Annotated in this window: 13 protein-coding genes; 5 read left to right on the top strand and 8 right to left on the bottom strand. The window is 35.1% G+C overall.

The features are described from left to right. Window positions 1-161: 161 nt before the first annotated feature. From AB8B65_RS19350 to AB8B65_RS19335, 4 genes are all read right to left on the bottom strand, one after another. Window positions 162-329, bottom strand: a complete 168-nt coding sequence (locus AB8B65_RS19350) for a hypothetical protein (RefSeq protein WP_405302928.1) — start codon at window positions 327-329, stop codon at window positions 162-164. Between the two features lie 106 nt (window positions 330-435). Next, complete coding sequence (locus tag AB8B65_RS19345) at window positions 436-1,203, bottom strand: hypothetical protein (protein ID WP_405302927.1); 768 nt, start codon at window positions 1,201-1,203, stop codon at window positions 436-438. 30 nt (window positions 1,204-1,233) lie between these two features. Then, window positions 1,234-2,481 (bottom strand): hypothetical protein, encoded by a 1,248-nt coding sequence (locus tag AB8B65_RS19340; RefSeq protein ID WP_405302926.1) that lies wholly within the window; start codon window positions 2,479-2,481, stop codon window positions 1,234-1,236. Between the two features lie 81 nt (window positions 2,482-2,562). Further along, window positions 2,563-3,237: an SDR family NAD(P)-dependent oxidoreductase gene (locus AB8B65_RS19335; RefSeq protein WP_405302925.1), complete on the bottom strand. Its 675-nt coding sequence runs from the start codon at window positions 3,235-3,237 to the stop codon at window positions 2,563-2,565. A 218-nt stretch (window positions 3,238-3,455) separates the two neighbouring features. Here AB8B65_RS19335 and AB8B65_RS19330 point away from each other — a divergent pair, with 218 nt between their 5' ends. Together AB8B65_RS19330 and AB8B65_RS19325 are read left to right on the top strand one after the other, a co-directional pair. Then, the gene (locus tag AB8B65_RS19330) at window positions 3,456-4,478 is read left to right on the top strand and encodes a hypothetical protein (RefSeq protein ID WP_405302924.1); all 1,023 of its coding nucleotides are present in this window, start codon (window positions 3,456-3,458) and stop codon (window positions 4,476-4,478) included. 371 nt (window positions 4,479-4,849) lie between these two features. Next, entirely contained in the window at window positions 4,850-7,189 is a 2,340-nt protein-coding gene (locus AB8B65_RS19325) for an ATP-dependent helicase (protein ID WP_405302923.1), read from the top strand. A 629-nt stretch (window positions 7,190-7,818) separates the two neighbouring features. Here AB8B65_RS19325 and AB8B65_RS19320 read toward each other — a convergent pair. The 4 genes from AB8B65_RS19320 to AB8B65_RS19305 form a co-directional block, all read right to left on the bottom strand. Further along, window positions 7,819-8,325, bottom strand: a complete 507-nt coding sequence (locus AB8B65_RS19320; protein ID WP_405302922.1) for a TlpA family protein disulfide reductase — start codon at window positions 8,323-8,325, stop codon at window positions 7,819-7,821. Between the two features lie 63 nt (window positions 8,326-8,388). Next, on the bottom strand, window positions 8,389-8,835 hold the full coding sequence (locus tag AB8B65_RS19315) for an SRPBCC domain-containing protein (protein ID WP_405302921.1): 447 nt from the start codon (window positions 8,833-8,835) through the stop codon (window positions 8,389-8,391). After that, entirely contained in the window at window positions 8,828-9,157 is a 330-nt protein-coding gene (locus AB8B65_RS19310; RefSeq protein WP_405302920.1) for an ArsR/SmtB family transcription factor, read from the bottom strand. Before AB8B65_RS19310 ends, AB8B65_RS19315 begins: the two co-directional genes overlap by 8 nt. A gap of 207 nt (window positions 9,158-9,364) precedes the next feature. Then, window positions 9,365-10,216 (bottom strand): AraC family transcriptional regulator, encoded by an 852-nt coding sequence (locus AB8B65_RS19305; RefSeq protein ID WP_405302919.1) that lies wholly within the window; start codon window positions 10,214-10,216, stop codon window positions 9,365-9,367. Between the two features lie 162 nt (window positions 10,217-10,378). Here AB8B65_RS19305 and AB8B65_RS19300 point away from each other — a divergent pair, with 162 nt between their 5' ends. The 3 genes from AB8B65_RS19300 to AB8B65_RS19290 all read left to right on the top strand — a co-directional run bounded on the left by AB8B65_RS19300 (window position 10,379) and on the right by AB8B65_RS19290 (window position 14,091). Continuing rightward, entirely contained in the window at window positions 10,379-11,299 is a 921-nt protein-coding gene (locus tag AB8B65_RS19300) for a dihydrodipicolinate synthase family protein (RefSeq protein ID WP_405302918.1), read from the top strand. A gap of 141 nt (window positions 11,300-11,440) precedes the next feature. Further along, window positions 11,441-13,024: an aldehyde dehydrogenase (NADP(+)) gene (locus AB8B65_RS19295; protein ID WP_405302930.1), complete on the top strand. Its 1,584-nt coding sequence runs from the start codon at window positions 11,441-11,443 to the stop codon at window positions 13,022-13,024. A gap of 56 nt (window positions 13,025-13,080) precedes the next feature. Next, window positions 13,081-14,091, top strand: a complete 1,011-nt coding sequence (locus AB8B65_RS19290; RefSeq protein WP_405302929.1) for a 4-hydroxyproline epimerase — start codon at window positions 13,081-13,083, stop codon at window positions 14,089-14,091. The last annotated feature ends 371 nt before the right edge of the window (window positions 14,092-14,462 follow it).

Here is a 14,462-nt window from a genome sequence, read left to right as displayed (position 1 = left end):
TGCTCGATTTGACATATGTATTAAAATTTTGAAAATCAATTAGATATAGGCGGTTTCATATCGAACTCACGTTAAATAAGAATTCAATTGGTGCTAATTATTTGGCATTAAAAAAGCTTCCAGTTTCCTGAAAGCTTCTTTTGTAAATTATTTTAACTCATCTATTGATCTTGATCACTTGGTGGACAGTCTTCCGTTTCACACATAGGACAAACCGTATTAAATAAAGATTCTCCTTCATCCATTGGTACTCTAAGTCCTCCGTTAATTTCAAATTTTGAGATAGAAATTTTGTTTAAGGCTAAGTTTTTTAATTTTTGCTTTTTCATTTTTTTGTGTTTTTTAAGTTATTTAATAAAATTACGAAAGATTACATTTTTCAAACTACGGGAATACCTTACTTTATGATTTCTATCTTTTAATAAATGAATGCAATTACTTGCGAACAGGTTCAGGAAATAATTCTTTAAACGTATTTAAAACTTCATAAGCATTTTCGCAAATTCCTTGTGTTGGTACATGGTTTGAAGCTTCCTCATAACGACAACAGATCACTTCTTGATATACTTCTTGAAACGTACATTTTCCAACAAAAAATTTATAATAAATATACAATGCAGTAATGGTCACTGAGCGACTTCCGCCATCATGACAATGAATGAGCAAATTTCCCTGTTGATAGAAATTAGTCATCGGATCTCCTGGATTTGTAGTAGTTTCTTCCATTTGCTCTGTAAGTGATGGGAAATTTAACAACTGATCTGCCATATAAATAGCAGAAACCAATGTCATCATATTATTTTCATTTCCATCAACAAGCCCAACTTTACTAAGCAACGATGGAAAACACCAAACGGCAAGTTCGAAATCAAGTATTTTTTTAATAGATGGATCAGTAGGATTATACGCATTTTGTAAATCAGCAGGATCATTTACATCATAAGCCACATTTAAAACGCCCGCAATATTATTAGGAGATATTAGATTTTGTTGCAAGCCATAACCAATTCCAACATAAATATATTGTTCCTTAAGTCCAGAAGGTACAGCTGCTGCTGGTATTTGAAAAATAGGTGTCATTATGTTTGACTCTGGAAGATTTGTAGGTCGTACCCAAGGTTTTTTAACAGCGCAAAAACCAGGTAAGTCTGGAGAGTTTTTTTGTTTGATATCATATAATTCTTCACAAAATGTTTTTGACATGACAGTATGGTTTTAGTTGATTTTTTAAGTTTATGCTTTACGAATCGGTTCTGGAAATAAAGCCGAAAACGTATTTAAAACTTCATAAGCATTTTCGCAAATTCCTTGTGTTGGGTGATGATTTGGGCAATGATTCCAGCGTAAAGCGATAATGTCTTTATAAACATTCACGAAAGGAATATCAGTATTTACAAAATATTTATAGTATAAATACAAAGCGGTAATTGTAACAGAACGACTTCCTCCATCATGACAATGAATAACAAGGTTTCCTTGCGCATAAAAATTGGTCATTCCATCTGTTTTTTGTTGTGTTGTGGACGGAAAGTTCAATAATTGTTCGGCTTCTAATACGGCCGCAACCAAAGTCATCATATCATTTTCTTTGCCATCTACCAAACCAACTTTACTTAGCTGATTGATGTAATAATTTTCATTTGACGCTTTTTCAAAAGGCAAAGCAGCTCTTTTGTCTACTTTTGCATCTGAGAATGGAATTTGCAAATTTTTTGCATCATTCACATCATACGCAACATTTAAAACAGCAGCAATTTGGTTGTTAATAATTGCTTGTTCTGAAAGTAAAAAGCTAGCGCCAACAAATATATACTGTTCGGTTAGCCCAGTTGGGATATTGGCTTTTGGGACTTCAAAAATACAAGTCATTGCCTTATTTGGAAAGTGCCCAGCAGGAATCGGTGGTTTTGTGCCAAAAAGTTCTCTTGGGTCAATTTCTTGTAACTCTTGACAAAATGTTTTTGTGACAGGATCTACAATCACATCATCAGTATCTCCATACATTAATAATTGCGGAATTTGCGTTAAAGTATACGTTTTATCGCCGTTATAGATAAGTTTCCAAACCAAATCAAAACAACTGCCTGGCCATTTGCTCGTAGGAACATCTTTGGTTCCAAAAGCGTTTGCAATAGCTTCAATATCGGTATGTTGCCAAGCCATAGCAATCGTTGAATCTGTATATTTATCATCACTAAAAATATGAGTAATCATCTCTTTATACTGATACTTTAAATAAGAATCATGTACTTTTTTATCCAAACGTTCTGCCAAAGGTGTGATGGTTTCTCGCGGACGTTCACTGTGACTTTTATGTCCAACACCAGCTGCAAAAATATGGTCAATTTTACCAAAAGTTGCAGGCATGTAGTAAGCGAGTGCTGCGGCGCGTTCATAACCTTTAGTTGATAAATTTTCATTGGAAGCTTCTGCAGGTTTTTCTGCATGTCTTAGAATCAAGATTTCTTTTGGATATCCCATGGAATTAATTTTTTTTAAAAGTAATAAAATATCGGAAAGTATACACAGCGTAGTTTTACGTAATTTTTGTCTAAATATTTCTTACCACAATAAATCAGTTCCTGTTTCAGAATCCCAAAACGCACCACTTTCAAATTCGCTAGTTAAAAAGTCAAACATATTATCAGCAGATTCTTTCGGTGTCAATCTAGCATTTTCAAGATTACTTTCTATAATCGTAGTTTGTACCCAACCTGGATGAATAGTAGCTACTCTAATATTGTTTTTGAGTCTGTTTGATAGAATTTTTGTGTACATATTTAATGCACTTTTCGACATTCGGTACGCAATAGAATCTGTTGATTCACAAACAGCTAACGAACCCATTTTTGAAGATACATTTAAAATAATTCCGTTTTCGTTGACCAACTCAATCAACGGTTCTGTAAAAAACACAAGGCCAGTTACATTTACATCAAATGTTTGATTGAATGATTCTTTTTCGGGAGTTTGCATGCCCAGATCAGGACCAATTCCAGCATTATTAATCAAAAGATCAATACGTTTAAAATTGCTAAAAATTTCTTCGTGCGCGCTTTTAATACTTTCCGTATTTGAGATGTCTAGTTGTAATGCATAAAAATTTTCATCTTCAACACCTTCAATATTTCCGCTTCTACTTGTTCCAATAACAAAGAAGTTTTCTTGTAGTAACTTTTTAGTCAGTGCAAATCCGATTCCTTTACTAGCGCCTGTAATAAGTGCAACTTTTTTCATTTTCAAGTGTAGTTTTTAGTAAAAATTCAGTTGCTTTAAAACTACAATATTCTTATTCAAAGTAAAAATCATCAACAACTTTTCTCCATGTGCTTAAAAGCTATTAATTTTAATACATTCAAAAAGACAATTCAACAAATCAAAACAGTAATCTGTATGTTTACTCTTGATTGTGACTATTTTTTTTCTACATTTAAAAAGTGAATTAAATTTAACCGATGAAAAAAATACTACTACCATTATTTCTACTGCTATTTTATACGAGTTTCGGACAAAATACAACGACTTCAAAAGACGCTTCACAAGATAGAAACGCTTTTAATGATTACTATCCAATTGCTGTAAAACCATTTTTGGGTTATTTATCTAGTATGAATTCGCTAGAAACTATTCTTTTCGACGCAAAACCAGTCGTATATTACAGTATTTTAAATACGATTCGTAAAAACATGTACGAACATGAAAACAAAGCAGGAAATGCCTTGTATGTAACATTTCAGCCACACATTCGTATGTATGCGGAAAATTCGAAACCTGTAAAAACGCCTTCGTATCGCTTTCTATTTGGTTGGCAACAGATGCTAAAAACAAGTAGCAATAACTTTTTTACGTGGGCAATTGAAACGGGACATTACTCTAACGGACAATCGGGTTGTGCTTTTTTATCAGGCGAAGACGACGAAACCATGCCTTGTACAGACTTTCATGCGACAATTACTGATGAAACTAATTTATCAGATATACTCAATAGAAATAATGGAAACTTTTCAACCAATACAACCAAAATTTCTGTAAATTTTCGCTTCAACGAACTTAATAAACGTGACGAACCTTTCAAAATTCATTCCTTTACAGCTTCTTGGGAATTGTATCACAATCGATTTTTCGGAGTGTTTGATTTTGGAGGTTATTCAGATTTTGACATCAATATTTATGGTAGAAATCGTTTTGGATTGGAATATGAATACGAACATCAATGGAAACCAAAATTACGCTACGCCATTGAGCAGAAATTTGAAATGATACAAGGTGCGCATCCATCTGTAGAAGCGTTACGAAGCGAAACGACCTTTACAATCTATCCTTTTAATCGCGATATCGGACTTTTTGCAACCTACGTTTATGGACATGACAATTACAATTACCGTTTTGTGGATTCTGGACATCAAATTGGATTTGGCGTCAGTTGGGATTGGTTTCAACCGTTTCAAATAAGCAGAAAACAAACTACAGATCTTTGATTGTTTAGTTATGAGCTATTAGTATTGAGTATTGAGTATTGAGTATTGAGAAGTTTCAAATGTAACCTTAATTATAAAAGTTTATCTTCTCAAAACAAAAACACAAATCGACGAATCAACAAAAAAAAGAAGTTCAAGACTTTATAAGTTTACCTGTTTATGTTTTGAATCACAAAGTAAAAAACATTTCTTCTAACCCAAAACCCAAAACCCAAAACCCAAAACCCAAAACCCAAAACCCAAAACCCAAAACCCAAAACCCAAAACCCAAAACCCAAAACCCAAAACCCAACAACTAACAACAAAAAGTGCATAACTTTCAAAAAGAACTATTGTAATAGCGACTTGAGTGTTTTATTTTTGAAGCAATTATGCAGCAAGACATTCATCACTATATAAATCAGTTAAATGACGCGCAACGAGCGCCAACACTTCACAAAGATGGAGCGTTAATGGTCATCGCTGGTGCAGGTTCAGGAAAAACACGTGTACTTACGTACCGAATTGCCTATTTAATGAGTCAAGGAATTGACGCGTTCAATATTTTATCACTCACATTTACCAACAAAGCCGCGCGCGAAATGAAAAAGCGTATTTCGGATATTGTGGGTGGAAGCGAAGCCAAAAACCTTTGGATGGGAACATTCCATTCTATTTTTGCAAAAATTTTACGCTTTGAAGCAGATAAATTAGGCTATCCAAGCAATTTTACCATATATGACACACAAGATTCTGAACGTTTAATTCGCTCCATTATCAAGGAAATGCAGCTTGATAAAGACATTTACAAATACAAACAAGTACGTTCGCGAATTTCCTCTTTCAAAAACAATTTAATCACGGTTCGTGCGTATTTTAACAATGCCGATTTGGTAGAAGCTGATGCCATGGCAAAACGTCCGCGAATGGGCGAAATCTATAAAGAATACGTAGATCGTTGTTTTAAAGCTGGCGCGATGGATTTTGACGATTTACTACTGAGAACCAACGAATTACTAAATCGTTTTCCAGATGTCTTAGCCAAATATCAAAATCGTTTCCGCTATATTTTGGTGGATGAGTACCAAGATACAAACCATTCGCAATATCTGATTGTAAAAGCATTGGCAGATCGTTTTCAGAATATTTGTGTCGTAGGTGATGATTCGCAAAGTATTTATGCGTTTCGTGGTGCAAACATCAACAACATTCTAAACTTCCAAAAAGATTATGACAATGTTGAAATGTACCGTTTGGAACAAAATTACCGTTCTACCAAAAACATTGTAGAAGCTGCCAATTCTGTCATAGAACACAACAAAACACGTTTAGATAAAGTAGTTTGGACCGCAAATGATTCTGGCCCTAAAATAAAAGTAAACCGCAGTGTTACCGATGGAGAAGAAGGACGTTTTGTAGCAGGTTCTATTTTTGAAACTAAAATGCGTGAGCAATTGCCAAACGGTGATTTTGCCATCTTATATCGCACCAATGCACAATCGAGAGCAATGGAAGACGCGTTGCGTAAGCGCGATATTCCATATCGAATTTATGGTGGTTTATCATTCTATCAACGAAAAGAAATCAAAGACGTATTGGCGTATTTACGCTTAATTGTCAATCCGAAAGATGAAGAAAGTTTAAAGCGTGTTATCAACTATCCGGCACGTGGAATAGGGCAGACTACGATTGATAAATTGGTTGTTGCCGCCAAACATTACGGACGCTCTATGTTTGAAGTGATGGAAAATATCTCCAAAATCGATCTCAAAATAAACAAAGGAACCAAAACAAAATTGGAAAACTTTACCACGATGGTTAAAAGTTTTCAGGTTATGAGTGAAAATGTAAATGCATTTGAATTGACAGCACATGTAACCAAAACGACTGGTTTAGTTCAAGAATTAAAAAAGGACGGAACACCCGAAGGAATTGCACGTATTGAAAATATTGAAGAGTTACTAAACGGTATAAAAGATTTTGTTGAAGGTCAAATTGAAGTCGCAGATGCAACAGGAGCGTTGGCAGAATTCCTAGAAGATGTAGCGCTTGCAACCGATATGGACAATGACAAAGGTGATGACGATCGTGTTGCTTTAATGACGATTCACTTGGCAAAAGGACTCGAATTTCCGCATGTGTATATTGTAGGAATGGAAGAAGATTTATTTCCATCAGGAATGAGTATGAGCACGCGAAGTGAACTCGAAGAAGAACGCCGTTTGTTCTACGTTGCTTTAACCAGAGCGGAGCAACAAGCCTATTTAACCTATACACAAAGTCGTTACCGTTGGGGAAAATTGGTCGATGCAGAACCAAGTCGTTTTATTGAAGAAATTGACGACAAATATTTAGATTACATCACGCCAATTGAAAGTTACCGATTCAAACCATTGATAGACAATGATATTTTTGGAGAAGTAGACAAAAGTAAATTACGTTTACAAAAACCAAAATCTGGTCGTCCGCCTGTTGTAGGAAGTCCGACAGCAGAACAAGTTCGAAAACTTCGAAAATTAAGACCAGAACAAACACAAAGTACGCCGCCAAGTGGAAGTTTATTAGACGAAAGTTTAGTACCAGGAACCTTGGTAGAACACACGCGTTTTGGTCGTGGAGAAATTCTACGATTAGAAGGCGTTGGTGGCGACAAAAAAGCAGAAATCAAATTTAAAGTCGGCGGAATTAAAAAGCTATTGCTGCGTTTTGCTAAGCTAAAAGTGGTGCGATAATATTCAGAAGCGGCTGTCTTAAAAGTTAAATTTTCGTCAAATCAAACTTGATTTGATTTCTCATAATCATTGGAAATCATTGGAATGAGATTCTGGAATAAATTCAGAATGGTGATTTTAATACTTTTAAGACAGCCTCTTTTTAAGTTTGCAATAAAGTATACCAAAGTTTACTCTATTACATTTCTTTTAGGCATCAATCCGCCTACAATGGTACTTGAATTTTTGATTTCAAACTTTTTTAAATTTTCTAACATAATGTGTGATTTTAAAGTTAATAATCAGCAAGTTAGGATAAGATTCCCGAAAAAAACAGGAAACCATCTGACGATTCCGTGAATTATTGGAAACTTAAAAGAGCAAGGAATATATAAAGTTGAAAGAGGTTTGGTAAGTTTAGTATTTAGTTATTTTCAACATTCTAGTGTTTCTACTGTAATTTTCTCTTCGGAAAAATCGCTTATAGCTATAAATGTATTGAGTTGCGTTGCCATCCAACTCCAACGAAATTGTTTGTCATACCCAATAACTGTCGGCTTTTTTAAAATAGAATCTTCTGATAAGAATATTTGTTTTGCTTGGTGCGCTTTTTTATAGTTTCTAAGTTCATTTTAAAATTTATTTTGCGGTTACTTTTTCAATAATTCGTCTAAAAATTCAACCATTTCTTCAAATTCCTTTTTCGTAAAACCCATGGACGTATAAACTATTTTACCGTTTTTAATAATATAATTTCTTGGAATGTATTTTGTTGCAAAATGATTGTAAATTGCTTTAGAAACATCAGGATGCATTGGAAATGTCGTTTTAAAATCTTTCTGAAACTTTTGTACCTTCGCTAAATCATCACCGCGTGCAAAACCAAACATTGCAAAGTTTTCGTTGTCTTTATATTGCAGCCAAACATCTTTTTCTAAATAGGGCATTTCTAGTTTACAAGGTCCGCACCAATTGGCAAAAAAGTTGATAAATACAACTTTATCTTTATAATCGGACATTTTTATTTTCTTGCCGTTTTCTACCGTAAATATAAGGTCTGAAACGTCTTGTCCTTTCTTAGCAACATCGCCATCTTGCGCATATCCGACAAGGAAAAAAAGACTCAACGCGAGCGTCGTAATAAGTTGTAATCGCATGCTAAAGTTTGTTTTAATGTAGGAACAAGATATAGAAATATATTGACAAAACTACAATGCGATTTAAGAATCCAAGAATCCTTCCAATCGGTCAAAAGCACTTCCCCAACCATTGTAAATTCCCATTGCTTCTTGCTGACGACAGTATTCTTCCGTTTCGTGGATCACGTGGAATGTAAAGTTAGTTTTATCGCCATTTGCTTTAAAAAGTACTTGAATTTCCACATTTTCCGTCATAGGTTTAAAATTGGCAGTGAATACTATTTTTTCTTGCGGAATGATTTCTGTGTAAACGCCTTCCGAAATAAATTCATTTCCATCTGGCATTGGCATGCTAAACTTCCATGTTCCACCGACAGTAAAATTATGCTCCACAATATCTAATTTCATTCCATTTGGAGCCCACCAAGAAGCAATATGTTCGGGTTGTGTCCAAGCTTCCCAAACGAGCGCTAAAGCTGCGTTAAACGTTCTTTCAATAGTAATGGTGCGGTTTTCTAAATTATTCATGTTTGTTGTTTTTAGATTGTAATTGGTGTAGATAGTTTTCAAAATTATCAAGCTTATTCTCCCATAATTGCTTGTATTGATCAATCCATAAAAATGCAGGAATCAATTCTTTCGGCTGAATCATACAAAAACGTTGTCTTCCTTGTTGTTCAATCGTAATGATATCGCATTCTTTTAAAATTTTTAAATGCTTTGAAATGGCGGGACGACTTACATCAAACTTTTCGGCAAGCGAATTGATTGTCATCGTTTCTTTTGCGAGTAAGTCAATAATATCTCTACGTACAGGATCGGCAATTGCCTGAAAAACATCTCTTCTCATAATTTATGTAACTAATCGGTTACAAATATATGTGTAGCTATTTGGTTACGCAATTTTTTAAGTATAATTTTTAGTAGAGTAGTAGTAGAAGTCTATGATTCGTCATTGCTAGATTAGGTTGAAGCAATCTGTTTTTTATGAAAATACGGAGTTTAATTAGAAACAGACTACCACGTCGCAAACTCCTCGTAGTGACGTTTCATCAAATCAACTCAAATAAAAACTCTTCCGAAATCGTGTCGGCGTGATGCCTTTAATTTCCTTAAACTTCCTATTAAAATTTGATACATTAAAAAATCCACAAGTATAGGCAATATCAGCAATTGATAATTGCGAGGAATTACTTAAAAATTTGCATGCATTCTCAATTCTGACTTCTGTCAAAAACTTAAAAAACGTTTTATTAGTTCGTTGCTTAAAATACTTGCAAAACGCATTTGGCGTCATGTTGGCAATCATTGCAATATCTTCCAGCACAATTTTCTGATCATAATTATTCATTACAAATTCAAAAACGGCACTCATCCGTTTTCCTTCGTCATCAGTATAATTTTTAGTGTTGACGAATGATGAAATTGTTTCATATTGCGATTGTGCCAACATAGAAAGAATCTCAAAAAAAGAGGCAAACTGTCGTATCGTATGTTGTTGTAAAATGTTTTTAAACAATAAACTAAGATAGGTCTGATTTTCCAAAAACTTTACGCCAAAGTTTGCATCTTTCAACAATTGTGCTGCTTTTTGAAGTTTGGGTAAGTCAAAAAAATGTGAACCAAAACTATCACTCGTAAAAAAGAAAGAAATCATATACGATTCTTCTCCACGTTCCATATCACTCTTCAACACATGCGGCACATTGCTTCCAAATAACAACACATCATTTGATTGAAAATCGCGAATAGTATCACCGACAATAAAAGTTCCTTTTCCAGAAATAATACAGGAAAGCTGAATTTCTTCATGCTGATGCAATTGGTCATAAAAAATGTGTCCACGATTTTCCTGAACGATCAAAATATCGTTTTCTGTCTTGGGTATTTTAAAAGGTAAAACTTTCATTGTACAAATGTTAATTACGCTGAAATTAATCTAAATTAATACTAAAAAACAAATTTTAAGATAAAATAGTATCAAAACTGGATAATATCTACTATTTAAAAACTCAAGAATAAAAGTACTTTTACACGACCAAAAAAATTTTTAACCATATAAATTAAAGAAATGAAAATTAACTGGAAAGGTGTAATGCCAGCAGTAACAACCAAATTTACAGAGAAAGACAATCTCGACTTAAACATGTTTGCTGTCAACATTCATGCTCAATTGGAAGCTGGCGTACACGGAATTATTTTAGGAGGTACTTTAGGGGAAGCAAGTACTTTATCACACAAAGAAAAACGAACATTAGTTACAGAAACGGTGAAAATTGTAAAAGGAAAAGTTCCTGTAATTATCAACATTGCAGAACCATCAACCCAAGCCGCCATACATGTGGCGTTACATGCTAAGGAAGATGGCGCAAGCGGTTTAATGATGTTGCCACCAATGCGCTACAAAGCGGATGAAAGAGAAACGATTCAATTTTTTAAATCAGTAGCAAATAGTACCGATTTACCAATTATGATTTACAACAATCCTGTCGATTATGGAATTGAAGTTACCCTAGATATGTTTGCCGAATTGTTAAAAGAATGTCCAAACATTCAAGCCGTAAAAGAATCAACACGCGATATTTCAAACATTACACGCATCAAAAACCATTTTGGTGATCGCATGGCAATTTTAAGCGGTGTAGATACTTTAGCTTTAGAAAGTATGTTAATGGGCGCAGAAGGTTGGGTTGCAGGTTTAGTTTGTGCATTTCCAAAAGAAACTGTCGCTATTTATGCCTTAGCTAAAGCTGGAAAAATAAAAGAAGCGCTAGAAATTTACAGATGGTTTTTACCATTACTGGAATTGGATATCAACACAAAATTGGTGCAAAACATAAAACTAGCCGAAGTTGCCACAGGAATCGGAACAGAATATGTACGCGAACCAAGATTGCCATTAGCAGGAAAAGAAAGAGAAAAAGTACTAAGAATTATCAAAAAAGGAATCAAAACGCGTCCTACATTACCAGATTATAAAAGATATTTATAATACGTTAATATTGAACTATTAGTATACAGGTCAGAGATGTTTATTTTTTGACCTGTATGTATTTAATATTTCTCTAACTTTATACAATAGAATCTTCGTTTCAGAGTATCAATTGTGAACGATAAATTAACTACCGAAAACATGATTACAGGAAAAAACTATATTGGAAACTCGCTTTCCGCGGATGGAACTATTACGTATAGGACTTTCAATCCGAAAACAAATACCACCAACGAAAACATATATTCGGAAGCAACTTCTAAAGAAATTCAAGAAGCTGTAAACCTTGCATCTGAAGCTTTTAAGGAATTCAGAACAATTTCTGGCGTAAAAAAAGCAGCGTTTTTAAATGCAATTGCAGACGAAATTTTAGCTTTAGATGATGAACTAGTCAAGGTATATATGTCAGAAACTGGTTTGCCAGAAGGAAGAGCCAAAGGCGAACGCGGCAGAACAATTGGACAATTACGAACTTTTGCCAAACTCATAGAAGAAGGTTCTTGGGTAGAAGCACGGATTGATCCTGCACAACCTGAAAGAATACCAAATCCGAGAGTCGATTTACGCAAAATGTTAGTCCCAATTGGACCAATCGTCGTTTTTGGCGCAAGCAACTTTCCGTTAGCCTATTCTACGGCTGGCGGCGATACCGCTTCTGCATTGGCTTCGGGCTGCCCTGTTATTGTAAAATCGCATCCAATGCACGCAGGAACAGGCGAATTAGTAGCTTCGGCAATCGCGAAAGCAGCACAAAAAACGGGCATGCCAAACGGTGTGTTTTCAAATCTGAATAGTAGCGGAATTGAAGTCGGACAAGAATTAGTTTCACATCCAAAAGTTAAAGGAGTCGGATTTACAGGAAGTATTCGCGGCGGACGTGCATTGTTAGATTTAGCGGCAAAACGAAAAGAACCCATTCCAGTATTTGCGGAAATGGGAAGTATAAACCCTGTCATTTTATTGCCAAAAGCATTGGAAAACAAAGGAGAATCTTGGGCAAAAACGTATGCAAAATCTATTACATTGGGAACAGGTCAGTTTTGTACAAATCCAGGGTTAATTCTGGGAATACAAAGCGAAAGTTTGACCAATTTTATAAATATTCTATCAGAAGAAATCGTTCAGATAAAACCACAATGTATGTTGCATCCAAATATTCACGCCGCATACACAAATAACAAATTGCAAGCACAAGATCAAGAAAATGTGACTACGGTTGCAGCAATTACGGAAACGGTTACCGAAAACTATGCACAACAAGCAGTTGCAACGGTTGAAGGGAAAACGTTTTTAGAAAATTCGACCTTACATGAAGAAGTTTTTGGACCATTTTCTTTGGTGGTTCAATGTGAAAATGAAGCAGAATTAGAAGCCATTATATCAAATTTAGAAGGACAATTGACAGGAACGATACTTTCTGAGGAAAATGAAGTTTCTGATTATGATAATATTATAAAAGCCTTGTCAGATCGAGTGGGAAGAATCATTTTTAACGGTGTTCCCACTGGTGTGGAAGTTGTGCCTGCTATGTTACATGGCGGACCGTATCCTGCATCGACAGACAGTCGTTTTACGGCGGTTGGTAGAGATGCTATCAAACGTTGGGTGCGACCGTTTAGCTTTCAAGATTTTCCAAATGAATTGTTACCAGATGAATTAAAAAACGAAAATCCGTTGCAAATTCTTCGTTTGGTAGACGATCAAGAAACAAAAGCAGCTTTGTGAAAATTATTTTTGCTAAATGCTAAATGCTAAATGCTAAATGCTAAATGCTAAATGCTATTATGAAAAAGACCTTTTTTTGTATTGATGCACATACCTGCGGGAATCCTGTGCGCGTTGTTGCTGGTGGCGGACCAAATTTAGTTGGTGCCAATATGAGTGAAAAACGACAGCATTTTCTTAAAGAATACGATTGGATTCGGAAAGGACTCATGTTTGAACCGCGCGGACACGACATGATGAGTGGAAGTATTCTATTTCCGCCAAGCAATCCTGAGAATGATTTTGGTATTCTGTTTATAGAAACTTCTGGCTGTTTGCCCATGTGTGGACACGGAACTATTGGAACGATTACCATTGCCATAGAAGAAGGTTTGATTACACCAAAAACACAAGGAAAAATTAGGATGGAAGCGCCAGCAGGTCTGGTTGAAATCGAATACCAACAAACGGGAAAAAAAGTAGATTGGGTTCGGTTAACGAATGTAAAAAGCTATTTAGCAGCAGAAAACTTGGCAATAGATTGTCCCGAATTGGGAGAACTTACCTTTGATGTCGCTTATGGCGGAAATTACTATGCAATTGTAGATCCGCAAGAAAATTTCAGCGGAATTCACAACTTTACCGCGAGTAAAATTATTCAATATTCGCAAGTGGTTCGTGAACGAATTAATTCAAAATATCCAAATTTATTTGTGCATCCAGAAAATGATACTATTCGTGATGTTTCGCACTTACTTTGGACAGGAAATCCATTAGATGAAACGTCTTCAGGAAGAAATGCTGTTTTCTATGGAGATAAAGCGATTGACAGAAGTCCTTGTGGAACAGGAACTTCTGCGCGATTGGCACAATTGCACGCAAAAGGAAAATTGAAACTAGGTGAAGAGTTTATCCATGAAAGTTATATTGGTTCAAAATTTATTGGTCGTATAACCGAAGAAACGGCTTTAGCAGGTAAACCAGCCATTGTACCAAGCATTCAAGGTTGGGCAAAAGTGTATGGTTATAATACGATTATTATTGATGAAGAAGACGATCCGTATGCGCATGGTTTTCAGGTGATATGAATGTAGTTTTAAGATATTAGTATTGAGCATGTTTGAAACGTCATTGCGAGGAAGAATGACGAAGTAATCTGTTAGTTAAGATACAGATTGCCACGAGTTTTTTGAAACTCTCGCAAAGACGTAATGAGTTAGAATTGAGATATTAGTATTGAGTTTTGAGATTTTTAAAACGTCAGTTCGAGTACCAAATCTATGATTTGGTGTATCGAGAACAGCTAGGGAAATCAAAGTACTTCTCGATACAAAATTTCTGCGAAATTTCACTCGAAGTGACGGTTTTGTTAGTATAAGCTTGTGCTATTTGAAGTGTCATTGCGAGGAAGAATGACGAAGTAATCTGTTAGTTAAGATACAGATTGCCACGAGTTTTT

The sequence above is a fragment of the Kordia sp. genome, from assembly GCF_045105435.1.
Lineage (GTDB): Bacteria > Bacteroidota > Bacteroidia > Flavobacteriales > Flavobacteriaceae > Kordia.
The sequence above is the reverse complement of the archived record's forward strand: the minus strand, read 5'-3'. Positions and strand labels throughout refer to the sequence as shown.

Bases quoted from the DNA above. Each gene is read 5' to 3' on its own strand.
- AB8B65_RS19350 (WP_405302928.1), bottom strand. From the start codon at position 329: ATGAAAAAGCAAAAATTAAAAAACTTAGCCTTAAACAAAATTTCTATC.
- AB8B65_RS19345 (WP_405302927.1), bottom strand. From the start codon at position 1,203: ATGTCAAAAACATTTTGTGAAGAATTATATGATATCAAACAAAAAAAC.
- AB8B65_RS19340 (WP_405302926.1), bottom strand. From the start codon at position 2,481: ATGGGATATCCAAAAGAAATCTTGATTCTAAGACATGCAGAAAAACCT.
- AB8B65_RS19335 (WP_405302925.1), bottom strand. From the start codon at position 3,237: ATGAAAAAAGTTGCACTTATTACAGGCGCTAGTAAAGGAATCGGATTT.
- AB8B65_RS19330 (WP_405302924.1), top strand. From the start codon at position 3,456: ATGAAAAAAATACTACTACCATTATTTCTACTGCTATTTTATACGAGT.
- AB8B65_RS19325 (WP_405302923.1), top strand. From the start codon at position 4,850: ATGCAGCAAGACATTCATCACTATATAAATCAGTTAAATGACGCGCAA.
- AB8B65_RS19320 (WP_405302922.1), bottom strand. From the start codon at position 8,325: ATGCGATTACAACTTATTACGACGCTCGCGTTGAGTCTTTTTTTCCTT.
- AB8B65_RS19315 (WP_405302921.1), bottom strand. From the start codon at position 8,835: ATGAATAATTTAGAAAACCGCACCATTACTATTGAAAGAACGTTTAAC.
- AB8B65_RS19310 (WP_405302920.1), bottom strand. From the start codon at position 9,157: ATGAGAAGAGATGTTTTTCAGGCAATTGCCGATCCTGTACGTAGAGAT.
- AB8B65_RS19305 (WP_405302919.1), bottom strand. From the start codon at position 10,216: ATGAAAGTTTTACCTTTTAAAATACCCAAGACAGAAAACGATATTTTG.
- AB8B65_RS19300 (WP_405302918.1), top strand. From the start codon at position 10,379: ATGAAAATTAACTGGAAAGGTGTAATGCCAGCAGTAACAACCAAATTT.
- AB8B65_RS19295 (WP_405302930.1), top strand. From the start codon at position 11,441: ATGATTACAGGAAAAAACTATATTGGAAACTCGCTTTCCGCGGATGGA.